Source organism: Psychrobacter sp. Choline-02u-9, assembly GCF_002836505.1.
Classification (GTDB): Bacteria; Pseudomonadota; Gammaproteobacteria; order Pseudomonadales; family Moraxellaceae; genus Psychrobacter.
In genome coordinates this window covers 25054-40167 of sequence record NZ_PJBF01000052.1, presented here as the reverse complement: position 1 = coordinate 40167, position 15114 = coordinate 25054, and the positions used below count along the sequence as shown (strand labels likewise).

The 15114-nt window shown below is 42.9% G+C and carries 10 protein-coding genes; 3 read left to right on the top strand and 7 right to left on the bottom strand.

Features of this window, described 5'->3' with window-relative positions; all coding sequences use genetic code 11:
- Positions 1-334: 334 nt before the first annotated feature.
- The gene (locus tag CXF69_RS07910) at positions 335-2881 is read left to right on the top strand and encodes a Tex family protein (protein ID WP_102083172.1); all 2547 of its coding nucleotides are present in this window, start codon (positions 335-337) and stop codon (positions 2879-2881) included.
- 116 nt (positions 2882-2997) lie between these two features.
- On the opposite strand, the gene CXF69_RS07905 is transcribed toward CXF69_RS07910, so the two are convergent.
- Together CXF69_RS07905 and CXF69_RS07900 are read right to left on the bottom strand one after the other, a co-directional pair.
- The gene (locus CXF69_RS07905; protein WP_102083171.1) at positions 2998-3567 is read right to left on the bottom strand and encodes a hypothetical protein; all 570 of its coding nucleotides are present in this window, start codon (positions 3565-3567) and stop codon (positions 2998-3000) included.
- Between the two features lie 751 nt (positions 3568-4318).
- Positions 4319-5605: a saccharopine dehydrogenase family protein gene (locus tag CXF69_RS07900; protein ID WP_102078933.1), complete on the bottom strand. Its 1287-nt coding sequence runs from the start codon at positions 5603-5605 to the stop codon at positions 4319-4321.
- Between the two features lie 431 nt (positions 5606-6036).
- Between CXF69_RS07900 and CXF69_RS07890 the strand changes: the two genes are divergently transcribed.
- Complete coding sequence (locus CXF69_RS07890; RefSeq protein ID WP_021814049.1) at positions 6037-6192, top strand: DUF1328 domain-containing protein; 156 nt, start codon at positions 6037-6039, stop codon at positions 6190-6192.
- 109 nt (positions 6193-6301) lie between these two features.
- Here CXF69_RS07890 and CXF69_RS07885 read toward each other — a convergent pair whose 3' ends face one another.
- The 4 genes from CXF69_RS07885 to CXF69_RS07870 form a co-directional block, all read right to left on the bottom strand.
- Positions 6302-6595, bottom strand: coding sequence for a 4a-hydroxytetrahydrobiopterin dehydratase (locus CXF69_RS07885; RefSeq protein ID WP_102078853.1), 294 nt, complete (start codon positions 6593-6595; stop codon positions 6302-6304).
- A 128-nt stretch (positions 6596-6723) separates the two neighbouring features.
- Complete coding sequence (locus tag CXF69_RS07880; protein WP_102078852.1) at positions 6724-7017, bottom strand: GNAT family N-acetyltransferase; 294 nt, start codon at positions 7015-7017, stop codon at positions 6724-6726.
- A 255-nt stretch (positions 7018-7272) separates the two neighbouring features.
- Positions 7273-8685 carry a fatty acid desaturase family protein gene (locus tag CXF69_RS07875; RefSeq protein WP_102078851.1) on the bottom strand — a complete coding sequence of 471 codons (1413 nt, stop codon included), beginning with the start codon at positions 8683-8685 and terminating at the stop codon, positions 7273-7275.
- 158 nt (positions 8686-8843) lie between these two features.
- The gene (locus CXF69_RS07870; RefSeq protein ID WP_228706755.1) at positions 8844-10103 is read right to left on the bottom strand and encodes a flavin reductase family protein; all 1260 of its coding nucleotides are present in this window, start codon (positions 10101-10103) and stop codon (positions 8844-8846) included.
- Positions 10104-10505: 402 nt separating this feature from the next.
- Here CXF69_RS07870 and ettA point away from each other — a divergent pair, with 402 nt between their 5' ends.
- Positions 10506-12167, top strand: coding sequence for an energy-dependent translational throttle protein EttA (ettA, locus tag CXF69_RS07865; protein WP_057757965.1), 1662 nt, complete (start codon positions 10506-10508; stop codon positions 12165-12167).
- 102 nt (positions 12168-12269) lie between these two features.
- On the opposite strand, the gene plsB is transcribed toward ettA, so the two are convergent.
- Positions 12270-14918 (bottom strand): glycerol-3-phosphate 1-O-acyltransferase PlsB, encoded by a 2649-nt coding sequence (gene plsB / locus CXF69_RS07860; protein ID WP_416375000.1) that lies wholly within the window; start codon positions 14916-14918, stop codon positions 12270-12272.
- Between the last annotated feature and the right edge of the window lie 196 nt (positions 14919-15114).

Genomic DNA, 15114 nt, shown 5'->3' with positions numbered 1-15114 from the left:
TAAATAGCTATGAGCAAAAACACTGCCATTAATTATCATTATTTAATTATTGGTTACGAATAAGCACTTCATAAAATTAAAAACTATTGTTCAATATGTCAGCACATATCAATATTTGTGTTATTGATACTTTAGTGTATAAGATTGCACCGAGAATTGCATCACCCATGATAATAAATGCTGTATGCGTTTGTTTAACAAGTCCATAGGATGTGTGATATAGAACGATTCGCGTCCTAAAATGCGCAATAAATAACGAAAAGATAAAAAGGATTTTTATTCATGCAGCTTTTGCTATAATGCAAAGCTACATTTCTCAACGATTGATACGTATATGAGTAGCACTGATACCTTAACGTCATCTCAAACCTCGACAAATGCACAGGTTTTAGATGCAACCACACACGCGAATATTCACGACAAGCTTGCTCGCGCGCTTGGCATTAAGACTGCTCAAGTCAATGCGTTTGTCAAACTTTATGATGAAGGCGCGACGGTTCCTTTTATTGCGCGTTACCGCAAAGAAAAGACTCAGAATCTTGATGATGCGCAGCTACGTGCTTTAGAGAAGTCGCTTAATTATGAGCGTGACATGGCAACACGTCGCCTCAAAATTACTGAGCTGCTAAGCACACAGGGCAATCTGACCGACGAGCTACAGACGCGTATCGATAATGCGACGTCTAAGCTTGAGCTTGAAGACATCTATCTGCCATATCGTCCGCGTCGTCGTTCACCTGCTGCTAAAGCTCGTGCCGCTGGTCTTGATACTGCTGCCCAAGCGGTCTTGACCCAAGAGATCACCCCGACAGATGCCTTGGCTGATTATCAAGTCCAGTCAAGTATCACTGATGACAGTGGTAATGAAATCGAAGTTGATTTTAGCGATATCGAAAAACAACTCGCTGGCGTACAAGCGATTATCGTTGATGAATGGACACAAGCATTGGGCTTGTTGGACAATTTACGCAGTGGCTTTGCCAAAACTGCCAGTATCGTATCGAGCGTTGCGAGCGAAGAGAAGCGCGAAGTGGGCGAAAAATTCAAAGACTACTTTGAGCATAGCGAAAGCCTTGCTCGACTGCCAAATCATCGCCTATTAGCAATGTTGCGCGGTCGTCAAGAAAACGTCTTGGGCCTAAAGATTGAAGGCGAAGACACACCCTTTATCGAAAAAATCATCAGTCATTTTGACGTCGATGCTAAAGCGCCAGCAGCACGCCGTGAGTTTTTGGCAGAGGCAGCCAGTAGCTTGTGGAAAGACAAATGGCGTCCGCATATCGAGCATCGCCTATTAACTGAAAAGCGCCTAGCCGCAGAGGCGGATGCGATTGATGTGTTCGCTAGCAATTTACAGCATTTGCTAATGTCTGCACCTGCAGGTCCTAAAGTAATCTTGGGTGTCGATCCTGGTATCCGTCATGGCGTAAAAATGGCCATCGTCGATGCGCAAGGTCATGTCATGTCAGATAGCGAAGAGAAGCCTGTTATCGCGACAGTGTATCCGTTCGCACCTGATAATAAGATGGATGAAGCTAAAAAAGTCATCGATGCGCTGTTGAGCACCTATAACGTTGATTTGGTCGCTATCGGTAATGGTACGGCAAGTCGCGAAACAGATGCGATGATTAAAGAGATTTTGGCTGCGAATGATACATTAAAAGCCAAAGCCGTTATCGTTAATGAGTCGGGTGCGTCTGTTTATTCAGCGAGTGAACTTGCTAGTGATGAGCTGGCCAATCTAGACGTTTCTGTACGCGGCGCGGTTTCTATTGCGCGTCGCTTGCAGGATCCATTATCAGAGCTCGTGAAAGTTGATCCAAAAGCCATTGGCGTTGGTCAATATCAGCATGACGTCAATCAAAACCAGCTTGCAGACAGTCTGGATAAAGTAACTCAAGATAGCGTAAATGCCGTTGGTGTGGATGTAAACACAGCCAGCCCAGCTATCTTGGCTCACATCGCAGGTCTTAACCGCAATGTAGCGCAGCAAATCGTCACCTATCGCAAAGAGCACGGTGCATTTGATAGTCGTGAAGCGCTTAAAAATGTCCCACGTCTAGGCGCTAAGACATTTGAGCAAGCAGCTGGTTTTTTGCGTATTCATAATGGTAGCAATCCATTAGATGCCACTGGTGTGCATCCAGAGAGTTATGCATTGGTTGATAGCTTACTCGCACAAGCGGGCAAGCCACTGTCAGAAGTCATCGGTAATGATGGCGTGTTAAATACGATTGATACGACTACACTGGCTGCTAACGATGATAATGTCAGCGTAAAAGCGATTATCGAAGAGCTTGCCAAACCTGCTCGCGATCCTCGTCCTGAATTTAAAACGGCCAATTTCCGTGATGACGTCAATAGTATCAAAGATTTGAGCGAAGGCATGACCTTAGAAGGCGTGGTAACGAACGTAACAGCCTTCGGTTGTTTCGTTGACGTCGGTGTGCATCAGGATGGTCTGGTACATATCTCGCAGATGGCCAATGACTTTGTCGCAGATCCTATGAACCGTGTCAAACCTGGCGATATCGTATCGGTACGGGTTATCTCTATCGATGAAAAGCGTGGTCGTATCGGCTTTAGCATGAAGCCTGAATCTGAAAAACCTGTCCGTACTGCTGCCAAGTCTACGACAGCTAGTACAGATGGCGAGAAAACTAGTCGTCCACGCAATAACAATACAAATAGTGATCGTCCAAATAATAGCCGTCCAGCTGCTGACAAACGTCCGTCTAAGCCACGTGGCAAGCGTCAGGATAAAGACAACGCGAGTAATCGTAGTAAGCCAGTGAAAAATGATAAAGCTGAAGCCCCAAGTAAAATGGGTACACTCGGTGCTTTATTACAAGAAGCTGGCGTGACTAAAACTAAGAAATAAATACTGCTAAAAATAGCTAAAATTTATAGTTTGGTATAACAAAAAAGGCAGCCATATGGCTGCCTTTTTATATAAGTAATACACTTACAAACTAATCAAATAAACTAACTATCTGCTTAGCGTGATACAGCGATACGACGGTTTTCTTTAAACTGTACGTTTGCTGGCTGAGTAGCTAATAACTCACCACGCTTGTCTTTTTTCTTTTCTTGCAAAGTACTAGCAGCATCTGCAACTTTGTTCTCAGTAGCCGCTTCACCAGCGATCAAAGGCTGATAGTCTGCATTGCTGTGTTGCATGTTAGGTGCTTGAGCGTTCTGTACAGGAGCCTGAGCAGTTGTCATTGCTGCCGCATTGGTTGTTGCTTGAGCGTTGTTCATCAAAGATGCGTTATCATCGCTTGCTTCATTATCCATATCGTCAGTTTCGTCGTTCATTTCATCTGCTTCATTAGCCATGTTCATATCGACATCAGCAGTGTTTGACTCTTCGACATCTACAGCGCCAGGTTGAGTCGCGAGCAACTCACCATCAGGACCTTCTATTTCGGCTTGCACAGTGCTTTCAACAGCAGCGTTACGCATATCTGCTGGCATTAGATCGCTATTGTTAACGGGTGCCGCCATTGCTATAGTTGGTAATACAAGGGTAGCGCCGACGATTAGTGATAAAACATTCTTTTTCATTATAAAACTCCATGATACATAATTAGCAATAGTTAAAAACGATAGCTCATATTTAATAATGAGCTGTTTTTATTTAAATATGTCTGTAAATACTGTATGCAAATTATCAATGATGTAGTTTATATTTCAGTAGCAAACTCATTAAGGTTCTAACAGTTTAATGTTTTCTTGTGACGTTATGAAACTGTCATACTTAAAGTCTAGCTGATATTTTAACTTCTAGATTTTCCAAAAACTCATTAGTAGCAAAGGTTGATTGTGTTATTAAAGCTGTTAATAAATGAGTCTATTAATTATAAATATCTACCGATGTCTCTAGTATTCAAAATATAAATTTTTGATTGCTTATAGTTGTTATTTGAACTTAGCTGATTGTTATTAATAGTTTTTTTGAGTGCTATTTGTCAGTATTATAGAGACTTTTATCAGTAGTTTTTATTTATAATTCAAAACCAGTGTTTAGATAATTCTTAAGTTCTATTATATAAATTCTTTGATAACATATACTTTATTAAACTAATGTTTATATCTAATTTTTCTACAATATCTATAAAATGATAGTAGCAATACTACATTAGTGATTAGTATCATAAAGTATTAAATAATTGGGAAACAGAAACATTGTTCACCAAAAAAATACGTTGTTCTCAATTTAATCCTAGCTGAAATTTTAAAGTAGGTAATAAAAAACCGTATCTCGAAACCAAGATACGGTCATAAAAACATTGAGCCTTTGTTATCATTCAATAGATTAACTATCAATCACTTCAAAGCTAAGACCAGAATGCGCTTCTAAGCGAGTTATTAGCTTATCTCCCATCGCAGATGCTGGTGTCCAGAACCCACCGCCAACGTCCTCTTTGCTGATATCTTGTGCCAGACATAATGCCGCCTGCGAAATCATGCGAGAAGTACTGCCGTAACCAGGATCTCGATCACCTGTTACTTTAACGGTAATAGTGTCATTTTTGGCCGTTTGTCCAAAGTGGCGAATATCAAAGTAGCCGTTCTCTTGCTCGTCTTTAGAAGGGCCTGAGCCAGCTTTTGGTAAAACGTGCTTGGATAGTAACTCGCGACTTGGTTTAATCATCATTGCAGTGGCAAAGCCCAATAAACCTGCGCTCATAGCATAGCTAGACAGTTTTCCTTTGACGCCGTCTTTCATCCACATGGCTTCGTCATATTTAAAATCGCGACCGTATTCATAACCAAGTAGCTGGTTACTGCGATGTACAATACGTGTGTTGATACTAGCCATCACAAAGGGCGCCAACCAACGTTTATGGGTGCTGTCGTATTCTGGTTTGCTGATGTTGTCTTGACGGATATTGGGCACATCTGTGTCATCGTTTAGTAGATAAGGGTTAGCCACTTGTTTACGGCGTGATTTATCTTCACCAACTTCTTCGAATATCGTAGCCATCGAGGCAATCGTACCACCAGAGATGCCACCTTTTGCCGCCTTTACTCGCATGTGAATCACATTACAAGCTTCTCCGAACTTCTCTTCTGCTTTGGTTTGCGTAAAGTACACGCCCAAATCTGATGGGATAGAATCAAAGCCGCAAGAGTTGACAATCCGTGCGCCGCTTTGTTTGGCAGTATCTTGATATTTGTCCATCATATCTTTGATAAAGATCGCTTCACCAGTAAGATCGACGTAATCGGTACCATTTTCGGCGCAAGATTTGATAAGAGGCTCGCCATATTTGAGGTAGGGGCCAACGGTTGAGATGATGACTTGTGTCTGTTTGGTCATCTTATCAAGGCTGGTAGAGTCTTTACTATTGGCAATGATAATATCTACTTTGCTCTCAAGTTTCGACTGTAGCTCATTGAGTTTTTCTTCATCGCGCCCTGCAATTGCCCAAGTGACGTTAGAGCCATCTTTATTTTTAGCATTGGATAAAAAATTGGTTAAATAGTGAGCGGTTATTTGTCCGACAAAGCTTGTTGCGCCATATAAGATGACGGCATAAGGGCGGTTGTCGCTAGTATCTTGTTGCGTGGGTTTTGCGGTATCCGTCTCGGTACTCATAAGTATTGTCCTTAATAGATTGGATGATAATGTGACTTTAAACTATAAACCAAGTGGAAACTATAAACCAAGTGGTCTAAATACGTTAGAAGTTTATGGGGTCGCCATAGTTTTCATTGCCAAATATTTTTTTCAGAAATTTTTGATGTTATTTATATGCAACTATAAGGCAATCAATAATTTAGCAAATAAGATGCTCGTCATCCTAAATAATATGTTTATAGAGACAAGAAAAAATAAAAGGTATTAACACTTGCTACAAACTTTACATAATCTACTGACATCATTACTAAAATGCACGTTCTTTAAAGAGAAATATTGCTAATCTATGTTTGTAAGCAGATATGACTGGTATTAGAAAAACAAAAAGTTAAATCAATACTATATAAAGTTTACTATCTGATTTTTAACAATTATTTGAGGAGAATATTATGTTTCGTTGGGCTATTATTTTTGCAGTGATCGCACTGTTAGCAAGTTTATTAGGATTTGGCGGCGTCGCAGGATTGTCTGCTAATCTGGCATACATCTTCTTAGCAGTCGCTGTGATTTTATTTATTGTGGCATTTGTCAGTCGCAAAATGTAAACACAGCTTATTACTATAAAAAATCCAGTATAAAAAAAGACCCTCAATTGAGGGTCTTTTTTATGTTCAACTAAAGCACTTCAGTTACTCATTTAACAGAAATATCAGGCTATAGACGTTTGGGCTGAACGATATGCTCCATGCGTTTTGCAAGGCGAATGTCCAAACTAGAGATACCACCTGTATCCTGATTAGTCAGGCGTACTTCGACTATATTGTATATATTACGCCATTCAGGGTGATGTTCGAGTGCTTCAGCATGAAATGCCGCTTGGTTCATAAAACTCATGGCTTCGATAAAGTCACTGAAGTGATAGGTCTTGACGATACTATTACCATCGCGCTGCCAACCAGCAAGCTCTTCTAACTGTAGATTGATTTGTTTGTCAGATAAACTACTCATATTAATAACCTTTATTGTTATACGGATTGGTTTATTAAAAGTTATATTGGGATCGGTCTCCTAATCTAAAATAGGTTGCTAAAACTATTATTGCACACAGTCTTTTATCGTTAAGGAGTAGCAGTAAGCTAGATAAGGTCTTGGTACTCAGGGTGCTTGCTGATATATGAGGCGACAAATGAGCATTGCGGCACGACTTTTTTGTCATGTTCACGGGCGTAATCTAGCGCATGCTTGACTAGTGCTGAACCGACACCTTGACCGCCTAATTGTTGCGGAACGATCGTGTGGTCATAGACGAGCTTGTCATCACGGTCTTGATAGCTGATATAGCCAGTTTGACCATCAATAGTCGTCTCAAAACGATTTGCTGCTTGGTTATGAGTAATATCTAAATTTGGTTTGGTCGTTTGGTTACTCATTGAACAACTCCATTTATTATTATCGAATTTTTATGATGAATTAAGGTTATTTAACAGATGCTAAAATCATTATACGTGCTGATAATTCTAGCCATATATTTATCAAACACTTGTTGTTATTTTAGTATGACGCATTACCGCTGAACAATCTAGATGCTTACCACAATAGTAGACATGACAGCGGCTGTGTACATAGTTTTAGCGTTAACCAGTCTGCGTAAGAATGAAATACTTCTAAAATACTATTTTGGCACACTACCATGCATAGGATAAGGCTTGGCGGACAACTGGCGGTAAAAACCGACCAAGGCCACCTTTGACCGCTGGTTTGGTCTCACGCTCGATACTAGTATCTGACATTGACGCCTTATACGCATTCCATTCTTGTTCGCTAGGTTTGCTAAAGTGGTGGATACGTCCTATGACTTGTCGCAGCTGTGTGCTAAAACGTCCAGTGTTGTAGGCCAGATTGTATTTGTGGCAGATCGCTTTTACCTGCGGGGCGATACTGGCATAGTGGCTGGCTGGCATATCAGGAAAGATATGGTGCTCAATCTGATGGGATAAATTGCCAGTCAAAATGTGAAACCATTTATTCCCTTTGATATTGCTAGAACCCAAAATCTGACGCACGTACCAGTCGCCTTTGCTCTCATCAGTATCGAGATGGGTATAGATATGTGCTTGTTCAGTGAAATGACCACAGAAAATCACCGCCCACGTCCACAGGTTACGAACCGTATTGGCCGTCATGTTCCCGCTCAGTGTGCTTAGAGCACTACGACGGCCTAGCGTCATTGCCACTATGGCTGGCAGGACAATATAGTCTTTGCTTACTTGTCGGCCGATTTTGGCAAATAGTGCGCGAGACTTTTGCTGCATGATTTTATGCAAGTCAGGAGAGTCGGCGTATTCATCGACACTGATCTGAATATCATGAAAGGCAACCGCCCACTCAAACCCAAATGCCAGCACCGCTGTACTAAACATATTATAGCGATCTTCTGGCGTCCAAGGCTGCTCATCGGTCACCCGAATCAAGTGATAGCCGACATCATGGTCACGCCCAACAATATTGGTAAACGTATGGTGCAAGTAGTTATGCGAGTGTTGCCACAATGGCGCAGGGCAAACAATATCCCAATCAAACTTTTGACTGTTCAGATGTGGGTGCTGCATCCAGTCGTATTGACCATGCATGACATTATGCCCAAGCTCCATATTGTTGAGTATTTTGCTAAAGCTAAGCATTGACGTGCCCAGTAGCCAAGTCCCTATCTGCGCGCGGCGTGATGACATGCGTCCTGCGACAGCCAGTAAACCACGGGCGACAAGCTCACTATAAACCACAGTCGCATAAATCCGCTGTATGTAGCGTGCATCCTCACTACCTAGCGAGTCCATAACGCTTTTATACAGGGCGTTGAGCTCTACAGCTAAAGCATCACTTTGAGACTTTGATAAGGGTGCATCAGTTACTGTTGGGTATCGAGTCCGTGTTGATGTGTCTGGCTGACCGCTATCATTGATTGCTTCATCATTAAGCTGCGTATAAGGCGTTTGCGGCGTCAAAGGTAAAGGCGCGTTTTTCGCTAGCTGTGTATCGGACAGTGGCGTCAAGATAGGTACAGCAGATTGTGGCGTAGTAACGGGTGGTAGTAAGCGCATAAATAAATCCTTAACCGAAACGGCATGAATGAACAGCACTGCATCCGGTTTGATAAGTTATCTGAGTTTTAGCCTATAAAATAACGTTTGTCTTTTATTTCTCATAGGTTGTTTAGCATATGCTTTCTATTGAGCCAGTTGTTCTATTAAGCCAGTCATTAAACATCGAGTATCACATCAGTCATGGCAATATTGATGCAAGTCTGAATAGATTCGTAACCATCACCACTCACTTTCCCTGTTTGGATATTTTTGACCACGCCGCTGACTTTATTACAGCGGCACAACTGGCAAATGCCTTGCCGGCAACCATGCGCTAGCCGTACATCTGCATTCTCAGCCGCAGCCAGTATGGTCGTGTCACTGCTAAACTGTCGTTGCCGTGATCGCAAATAGACAGTGTGTTCTGCTACAGGTACTGTTCTATCAAATGTTTGATTGCTGCTATTATCAACATTAGCTAGGGCATTACCAAAGTTCTCTACTATGATGTTATCGCGCAGCTGTTTGTCTGTAGAGAAAGTTATCTCTGCGGCGGTTTTATATAAGCCAGCTAATAACGCTGGTGAACCGCAAGCAAATATCTGCGTATCTGCTAGAGGTAAGTTTAGCGACAGCAGACTCTCTACACTTAAGTATCGTACGCCAGCCAAATAGGTAGTCGGATCTTCAGTATGGATTAGATGATAAGTGAAGTCTGGATACGCTTCGTTCAGCTTTTGCCACTGATGTTGCAGCTTGGATGAAACAGTTCGACTGTAATGCAACAGCGTCACATGGTGACCATTACTCAAGGCTTGAGTGATAAGTCCGAGCATAGGTGTGATACCGCTACCGCCAGCGACAAATAATAAAGGGTTTAGTTTTTGGTTATCTGGTTCTCTATGGTCTAAATTTGCCTTTGCCTTTGCCTGTGCTAAAGTAAAATGACCCAGTGGCAAGCTTGTATCAACGACGCTAGCCAGTGGCATCTGTTTGGTTAAATAGTTAGATACCAACCCTTGCGGTTTAATCGCGATAGTTACCGTATGTCGTTGGTCTGCCGTATGGCTCTCGGTAGTATCGTCGCGCCACCAGAGGGGTTGATGCGCCAAACCTACTATCGAGTAGCTACGCTGGTGATAAACTCCATCGATACAAACGCGCAAATCGAGATATTGGCCGCCTTGCCAACCACCCATCATCTCAGAAGTCTGCTGTTTAAAGGCTCTATTGGTCTCAAAACGAAGTGCTATCAAATTATCACTTAATGTATAGCGTGCGATCAGGCGTAACTTAGGAGTCGTCAATGACCAAAACGGATGTAAGCGCGATCCGATAAAATCGACAAACGCACGTTGAATAATTTCAGGGCGATAGCCGTTGGCCATATTATCAGTACCTGTATGATTGCTATGAAAGTGAATGATGTAACGCATACAAAGTCAGTTCATAATTCATTCTAATAATCGAAAATGAAATCGAGCCGATAGACCTTGTTAAGCCACACTAATATGCTAACGGCTATTGATTAAATTTGCGAAAGTTTTGATGCTATTTTTTGTGGTCTTTATAAAACGCTAATGAATCAAAATGTTAAGTTAGTTCATTAAGATAAGACTCCTTGAATTATTTTTTAAAGCGAGTTTTATAGCCAAAAGGCATAGCCTGCTGTCAAAAACAGTAAAACAACTGGTAAAACAACCTGTCAGCTTGCAGGGTATGCGCCACAATGCGATAATGACCTATAATTTGTAACCCTGATTTTGAGGTACGGCACGCTTGGCATCATCGCTGAGTTGCATTTGCTGTTCTCTTCTATGCAGTCTATCGGAGTGTTAATGGCTCAATATATTTACACGATGAACAACGTGTCAAAACTTGTTCCCCCTAAGCGTGAAATCCTAAAAAATATCAACCTATCGTTTTTCCCTGGTGCCAAAATCGGTGTTTTGGGTATCAACGGTTCAGGTAAATCAACCTTGCTACGTATCATGGCAGGCGTGGATACTGAGTTTAGTGGTGAAGCACGCGCGCAAGCAGGTACCAAAGTTGGCTATCTACCACAGGAACCACAGCTAGATGATAGCAAAGACGTTCGTGGTAATGTCGAAGACGGTATGCGCGAAGCGTTAGATGCGCTAGCACGTCTAGATGCTATCTATGCTGAATACGCAGAGCCTGATGCTGATTTTGATAAGCTTGCTGAAGAGCAAGGCAAGATGGAAGATATCATCCAGTCTTGGGATGCGCACAACTTAAATAACCAGCTAGAAAAAGCAGCCGACGCGCTACGTCTGCCACCATGGGATGCTGACGTTAGCAAACTGTCAGGTGGTGAGAAACGCCGTGTGGCACTATGCCGTCTGCTATTGTCGCGCCCTGACATGCTATTACTTGACGAACCGACCAACCATTTGGACGCCGAGTCTGTTGCATGGCTAGAGCAGTTCTTGCAGAACTACAGTGGTACGATCGTTGCCATTACCCATGATCGCTATTTCTTGGATAATGTTGCTCAGTGGATCTTGGAGCTTGACCGTGGCCATGGCTATCCGTATGAAGGCAACTATACTGAGTGGCTAGAGCAAAAGAACACGCGTCTAGAGCAGCAAAATAAGCAAGAAGAATCATTTGCTAAAGCGCTGAAAAAAGAGCTTGAGTGGATTCGTAAAAATCAAAAAGGCCAACAGGCCAAGTCTAAATCTCGTGTACAGCGTTTTGAAGAGTTGAACTCAACTGAGTTCCAAAAACGTAATGAGACTTCTGAGATTTATATTCCACCTGGTCCACGTTTGGGTAACAAGGTTATTGAGATCAATGACATCTCTAAATCATTCGGCGATCGTCTGCTGTATGAAAACCTAAGCTTTAACGTACCAGCTGGTGGTATCGTTGGTATTATCGGTCCAAATGGTGCGGGTAAAACCACGCTGTTTAACATGATTACTGAGCGCGATACGCCAGATACAGGTTCAGTTGACTTGGGCGAAAGTGTTAAAGTTGCCTATGTCGGTCAGGTACGTGATCACTTAGATGATAATAAAACCGTATGGGAAGAAGTTTCGGACGGCCTTGATATTATTACGGTTGGTGATTACACCACGCCAAGCCGTGCCTATATCGGTCGCTTCAACTTCAAAGGCTCAGACCAGCAGAAACACGTCGGTCAATTATCAGGTGGTGAGCGTAACCGTCTGCAGTTAGCGAAGACGCTAAAGCAAGGCGCAAACGTATTGCTCCTCGATGAACCATCAAATGATTTGGATATCGAAACCTTACGTGCGCTAGAGGATGCGATTCAAGTATTCCCAGGCACGGTCATGGTCGTCTCGCATGATCGCTGGTTCCTTGACCGTATCGCTACTCATATCTTGGCATTCGAAGAAGAAGGCCCAGTTTGGTTCGATGGTAACTATACTGAGTTTGAAGCGTATCGTAAAAAGACAATGGGTGATGATGCCAGTCCTAAACGTGCCAAGTATAAGAAAATTACTAACTAATACGGCTGTTTAATATAGTCCAATCCAAAAAAAGACCGCTAATTGTTAGCGGTCTTTTTTTGTTTAGCTTAAAATCTTAAAGGGTATGGGTAGTTGTTAAAATTAACGCTTACGCCCAAACTTACGCTGCTTTTTATTACTAATCTCAGTAATAGCGTGAGTGATTTCTTCTTCGTCCAAACTAGCGACTTGCTGCAAGATTTGCATCATATCAGGCGTTAGTACGTACTTAGCATGATGAGCGATGTCATTAATACGATGATCAAAAGTCAGTATACCTGTTTCATCGTCTTTTTGCAGATAGTCAAGACGAGTCAGCGCACTGATGAAACTGGTAAACAAGGCGCGATCAAAGAAGTCAGGAATATCATCTGCATAGAGCACAGACAAACGCTGCCCAAGCAGATGACACAGGTCCACAACTTCGTTTTCAGTTAAATTACCAGAGCCTTGCTGAGCAAGTAGAGCAAGCGTCATAAAGTAACGCTCAAGGCTTTGTCCAACTGGAGTCGCAAGCACTTGCAGCTGCTGATAGTGCTTACTATTAGACTCAGGCACGCTGAGCGTATCATCACCCAATTCAACGATGAGCCCATGAGACAGCAAGTTATCAACTTTCTTATTGAGCGTATCAGCTAAGCCATGTGCTGGATAATATAAGAATAGCTCACTTTGTAAGAACGGATATAGCTGCTCAGCGATACTATCGAGACGGCTGCGTTTGATACGCCCGTTGCGTGCGACTAGTGCAGACAGGAACGACAGCAAAATAAAGACATGCAAAATGTTGTTACGGAAGTAACTGAGTAACGCTGCCTGCTTACCTGCGACCTGAATGATATCGCCCAAGATATGCGGCGTACGCTCAATAAGTTTTAACTTAATACCATAATCAATGATTTGCTGCGGCGTCATATCAGTGATAACTGTATCCTCTGAGTAGACCAGCTGCTGAGCCAGACCTTGATACAAAGCGATTTGCTCACGGCAGATGTTTTCATCCAATGCCGCCTTCGGTGCCGATAGTAAAACTAATGACAATAGCGATACAGGCGTGACGACCGCAGCTTTATTGATATGCTGCATGACTTTCACACCGATGTTATCAACCATAGCGCTGGTTTTTTCATCAAGCGGCGAGTCAGTACGATCGGATGGCAAACTATTGGCTGGCACATCGAACTTTGTCATAAAATCGCTAAGATGCAACGGTGTACCAAAGCTCAAGTGCACATTACCGAAGATACGTTCGATTTTGCGGCCAACTTTGAGCAGCCCGATTAAAGACTCCGACTCTTTCGGCTTACCTTTTAGCTCGCCGACATAAGTGCCGCCTTCCATAATACGCTCGTAACCAATATAAGTCGGTATAAATACCACAGGCTTATTGGTTTGGCGTAATTGGCTATGGACGGTCATCGCTAGCATACCCATCTTCGGCGGTAGCAAGCGACCTGAACGTGAGCGACCACCTTCGATGAAGTATTCAATCGGGGTGTTACGCGTGATAAGGGTATGCATATATTCGCGCAGTACAGCGGTATATAGCGCGTTGCCACGGAAGCTACGACGAATATAAAACGCAACGGCACCGCGTAATAGTGGGCCTAATACAGGAACATCTAAGTTATCACCTGCTGCGACATAAGGGATACTCAGGCCGCGTTTGTAGATAACATAAGACAGTAATAGATAGTCGACATGGCTGCGATGACAAGGCACATAAATCAGCTCATAATCGGTTGCAAGGTCACGTACTCGCTCGAAGTGATGGACTTCTACGCCGTCATATAACTGCGTCCATAGCCATGTCAGAAATTTATAAAAGCCTCTAATAATGGAATGAGAGTAGTCATTGACCATCTCATTAGCATAGCCTCTGGCCTGACTGCGAGCTTCTCGAACGCTGGTCCCTTTTTCGGCCGCTTCCATCTCGATCGCATGTTTGATCGCTGGCGAGTACACTAGCTTGTCTACCAAGTTGCGTCTATCTGATAAATCAGGGCCAAGCATGCTGGCGCGCTGCTTATCTAAATAAATTGACAGTTGCTGCTGCAACATACGAACCAGTTCACGATTACTATCGGCTGATGCGACTAGCGCATAGCTTGGTGTTTGCTCAGCGTCAGCTGCGGCATCAGTAGTAGTAGCGGCAGTTGAATCTATATCGAGTGAATCCGTCGCTGTTGAACTTGCTTTAAGAGCATCTGTAGCGACTGAGTCAAAGGTAGCAGGTCCTTCCACGTCGCCTTTAAGATTATCATTGATAATAGTACGTAAGTCTTGCGGTGGGTGAAACTGTACAAAAGTATCACGGCCCATCACCCCGATATTGAATAGTTGCTTGGTAATGCTAGGGTCTTGCCAGTTGTCGGCAGTTAGTAGCTTAAATAGCGAATCTTCTTTTTCAGGTGCGCGTCCCCACAGAATCGATACGGGTACTAGACGTACCTTTAACTCCGGATATTGCAACACAGCAGATACCAAGCGGGAAAGGCGAGGAGACAGCTGGCTGTCTTTAGCACTTGGGTGATTCAAAAATATGATGGCCGCATTTTCTTTAATATTATGGGCGGCATCATTTACTCCAACCAGTGCAGGCGGTAAGTTGTGCTCTTGCGTCTGCAAGTCAATCAGAATGCTGTTGGAACGAGAATAGTCCTGCAGTACATAAAACCTTAGCGTCTGATCATCATTATCGAACTCAGGTAGCTCGCCTAATAGCTTAGGTTTTACGGCGATATCGAGCATCTGACCTGACAGCTTACGATACAGCTGATTGATCGGTGCATTAGAGTAAGGCTTCGTAGCGATTGCATTGCCATCAGTTTCAGCAGTGCTATAAGTCGCGATGCCATCAGTTTTAGCAGTGCCATCAGTCGCGACTGGCGCTTTAAAAATCCGTTTTTTTAAGAACTTCGGTATCATAATCAGTATCAAAAATAGT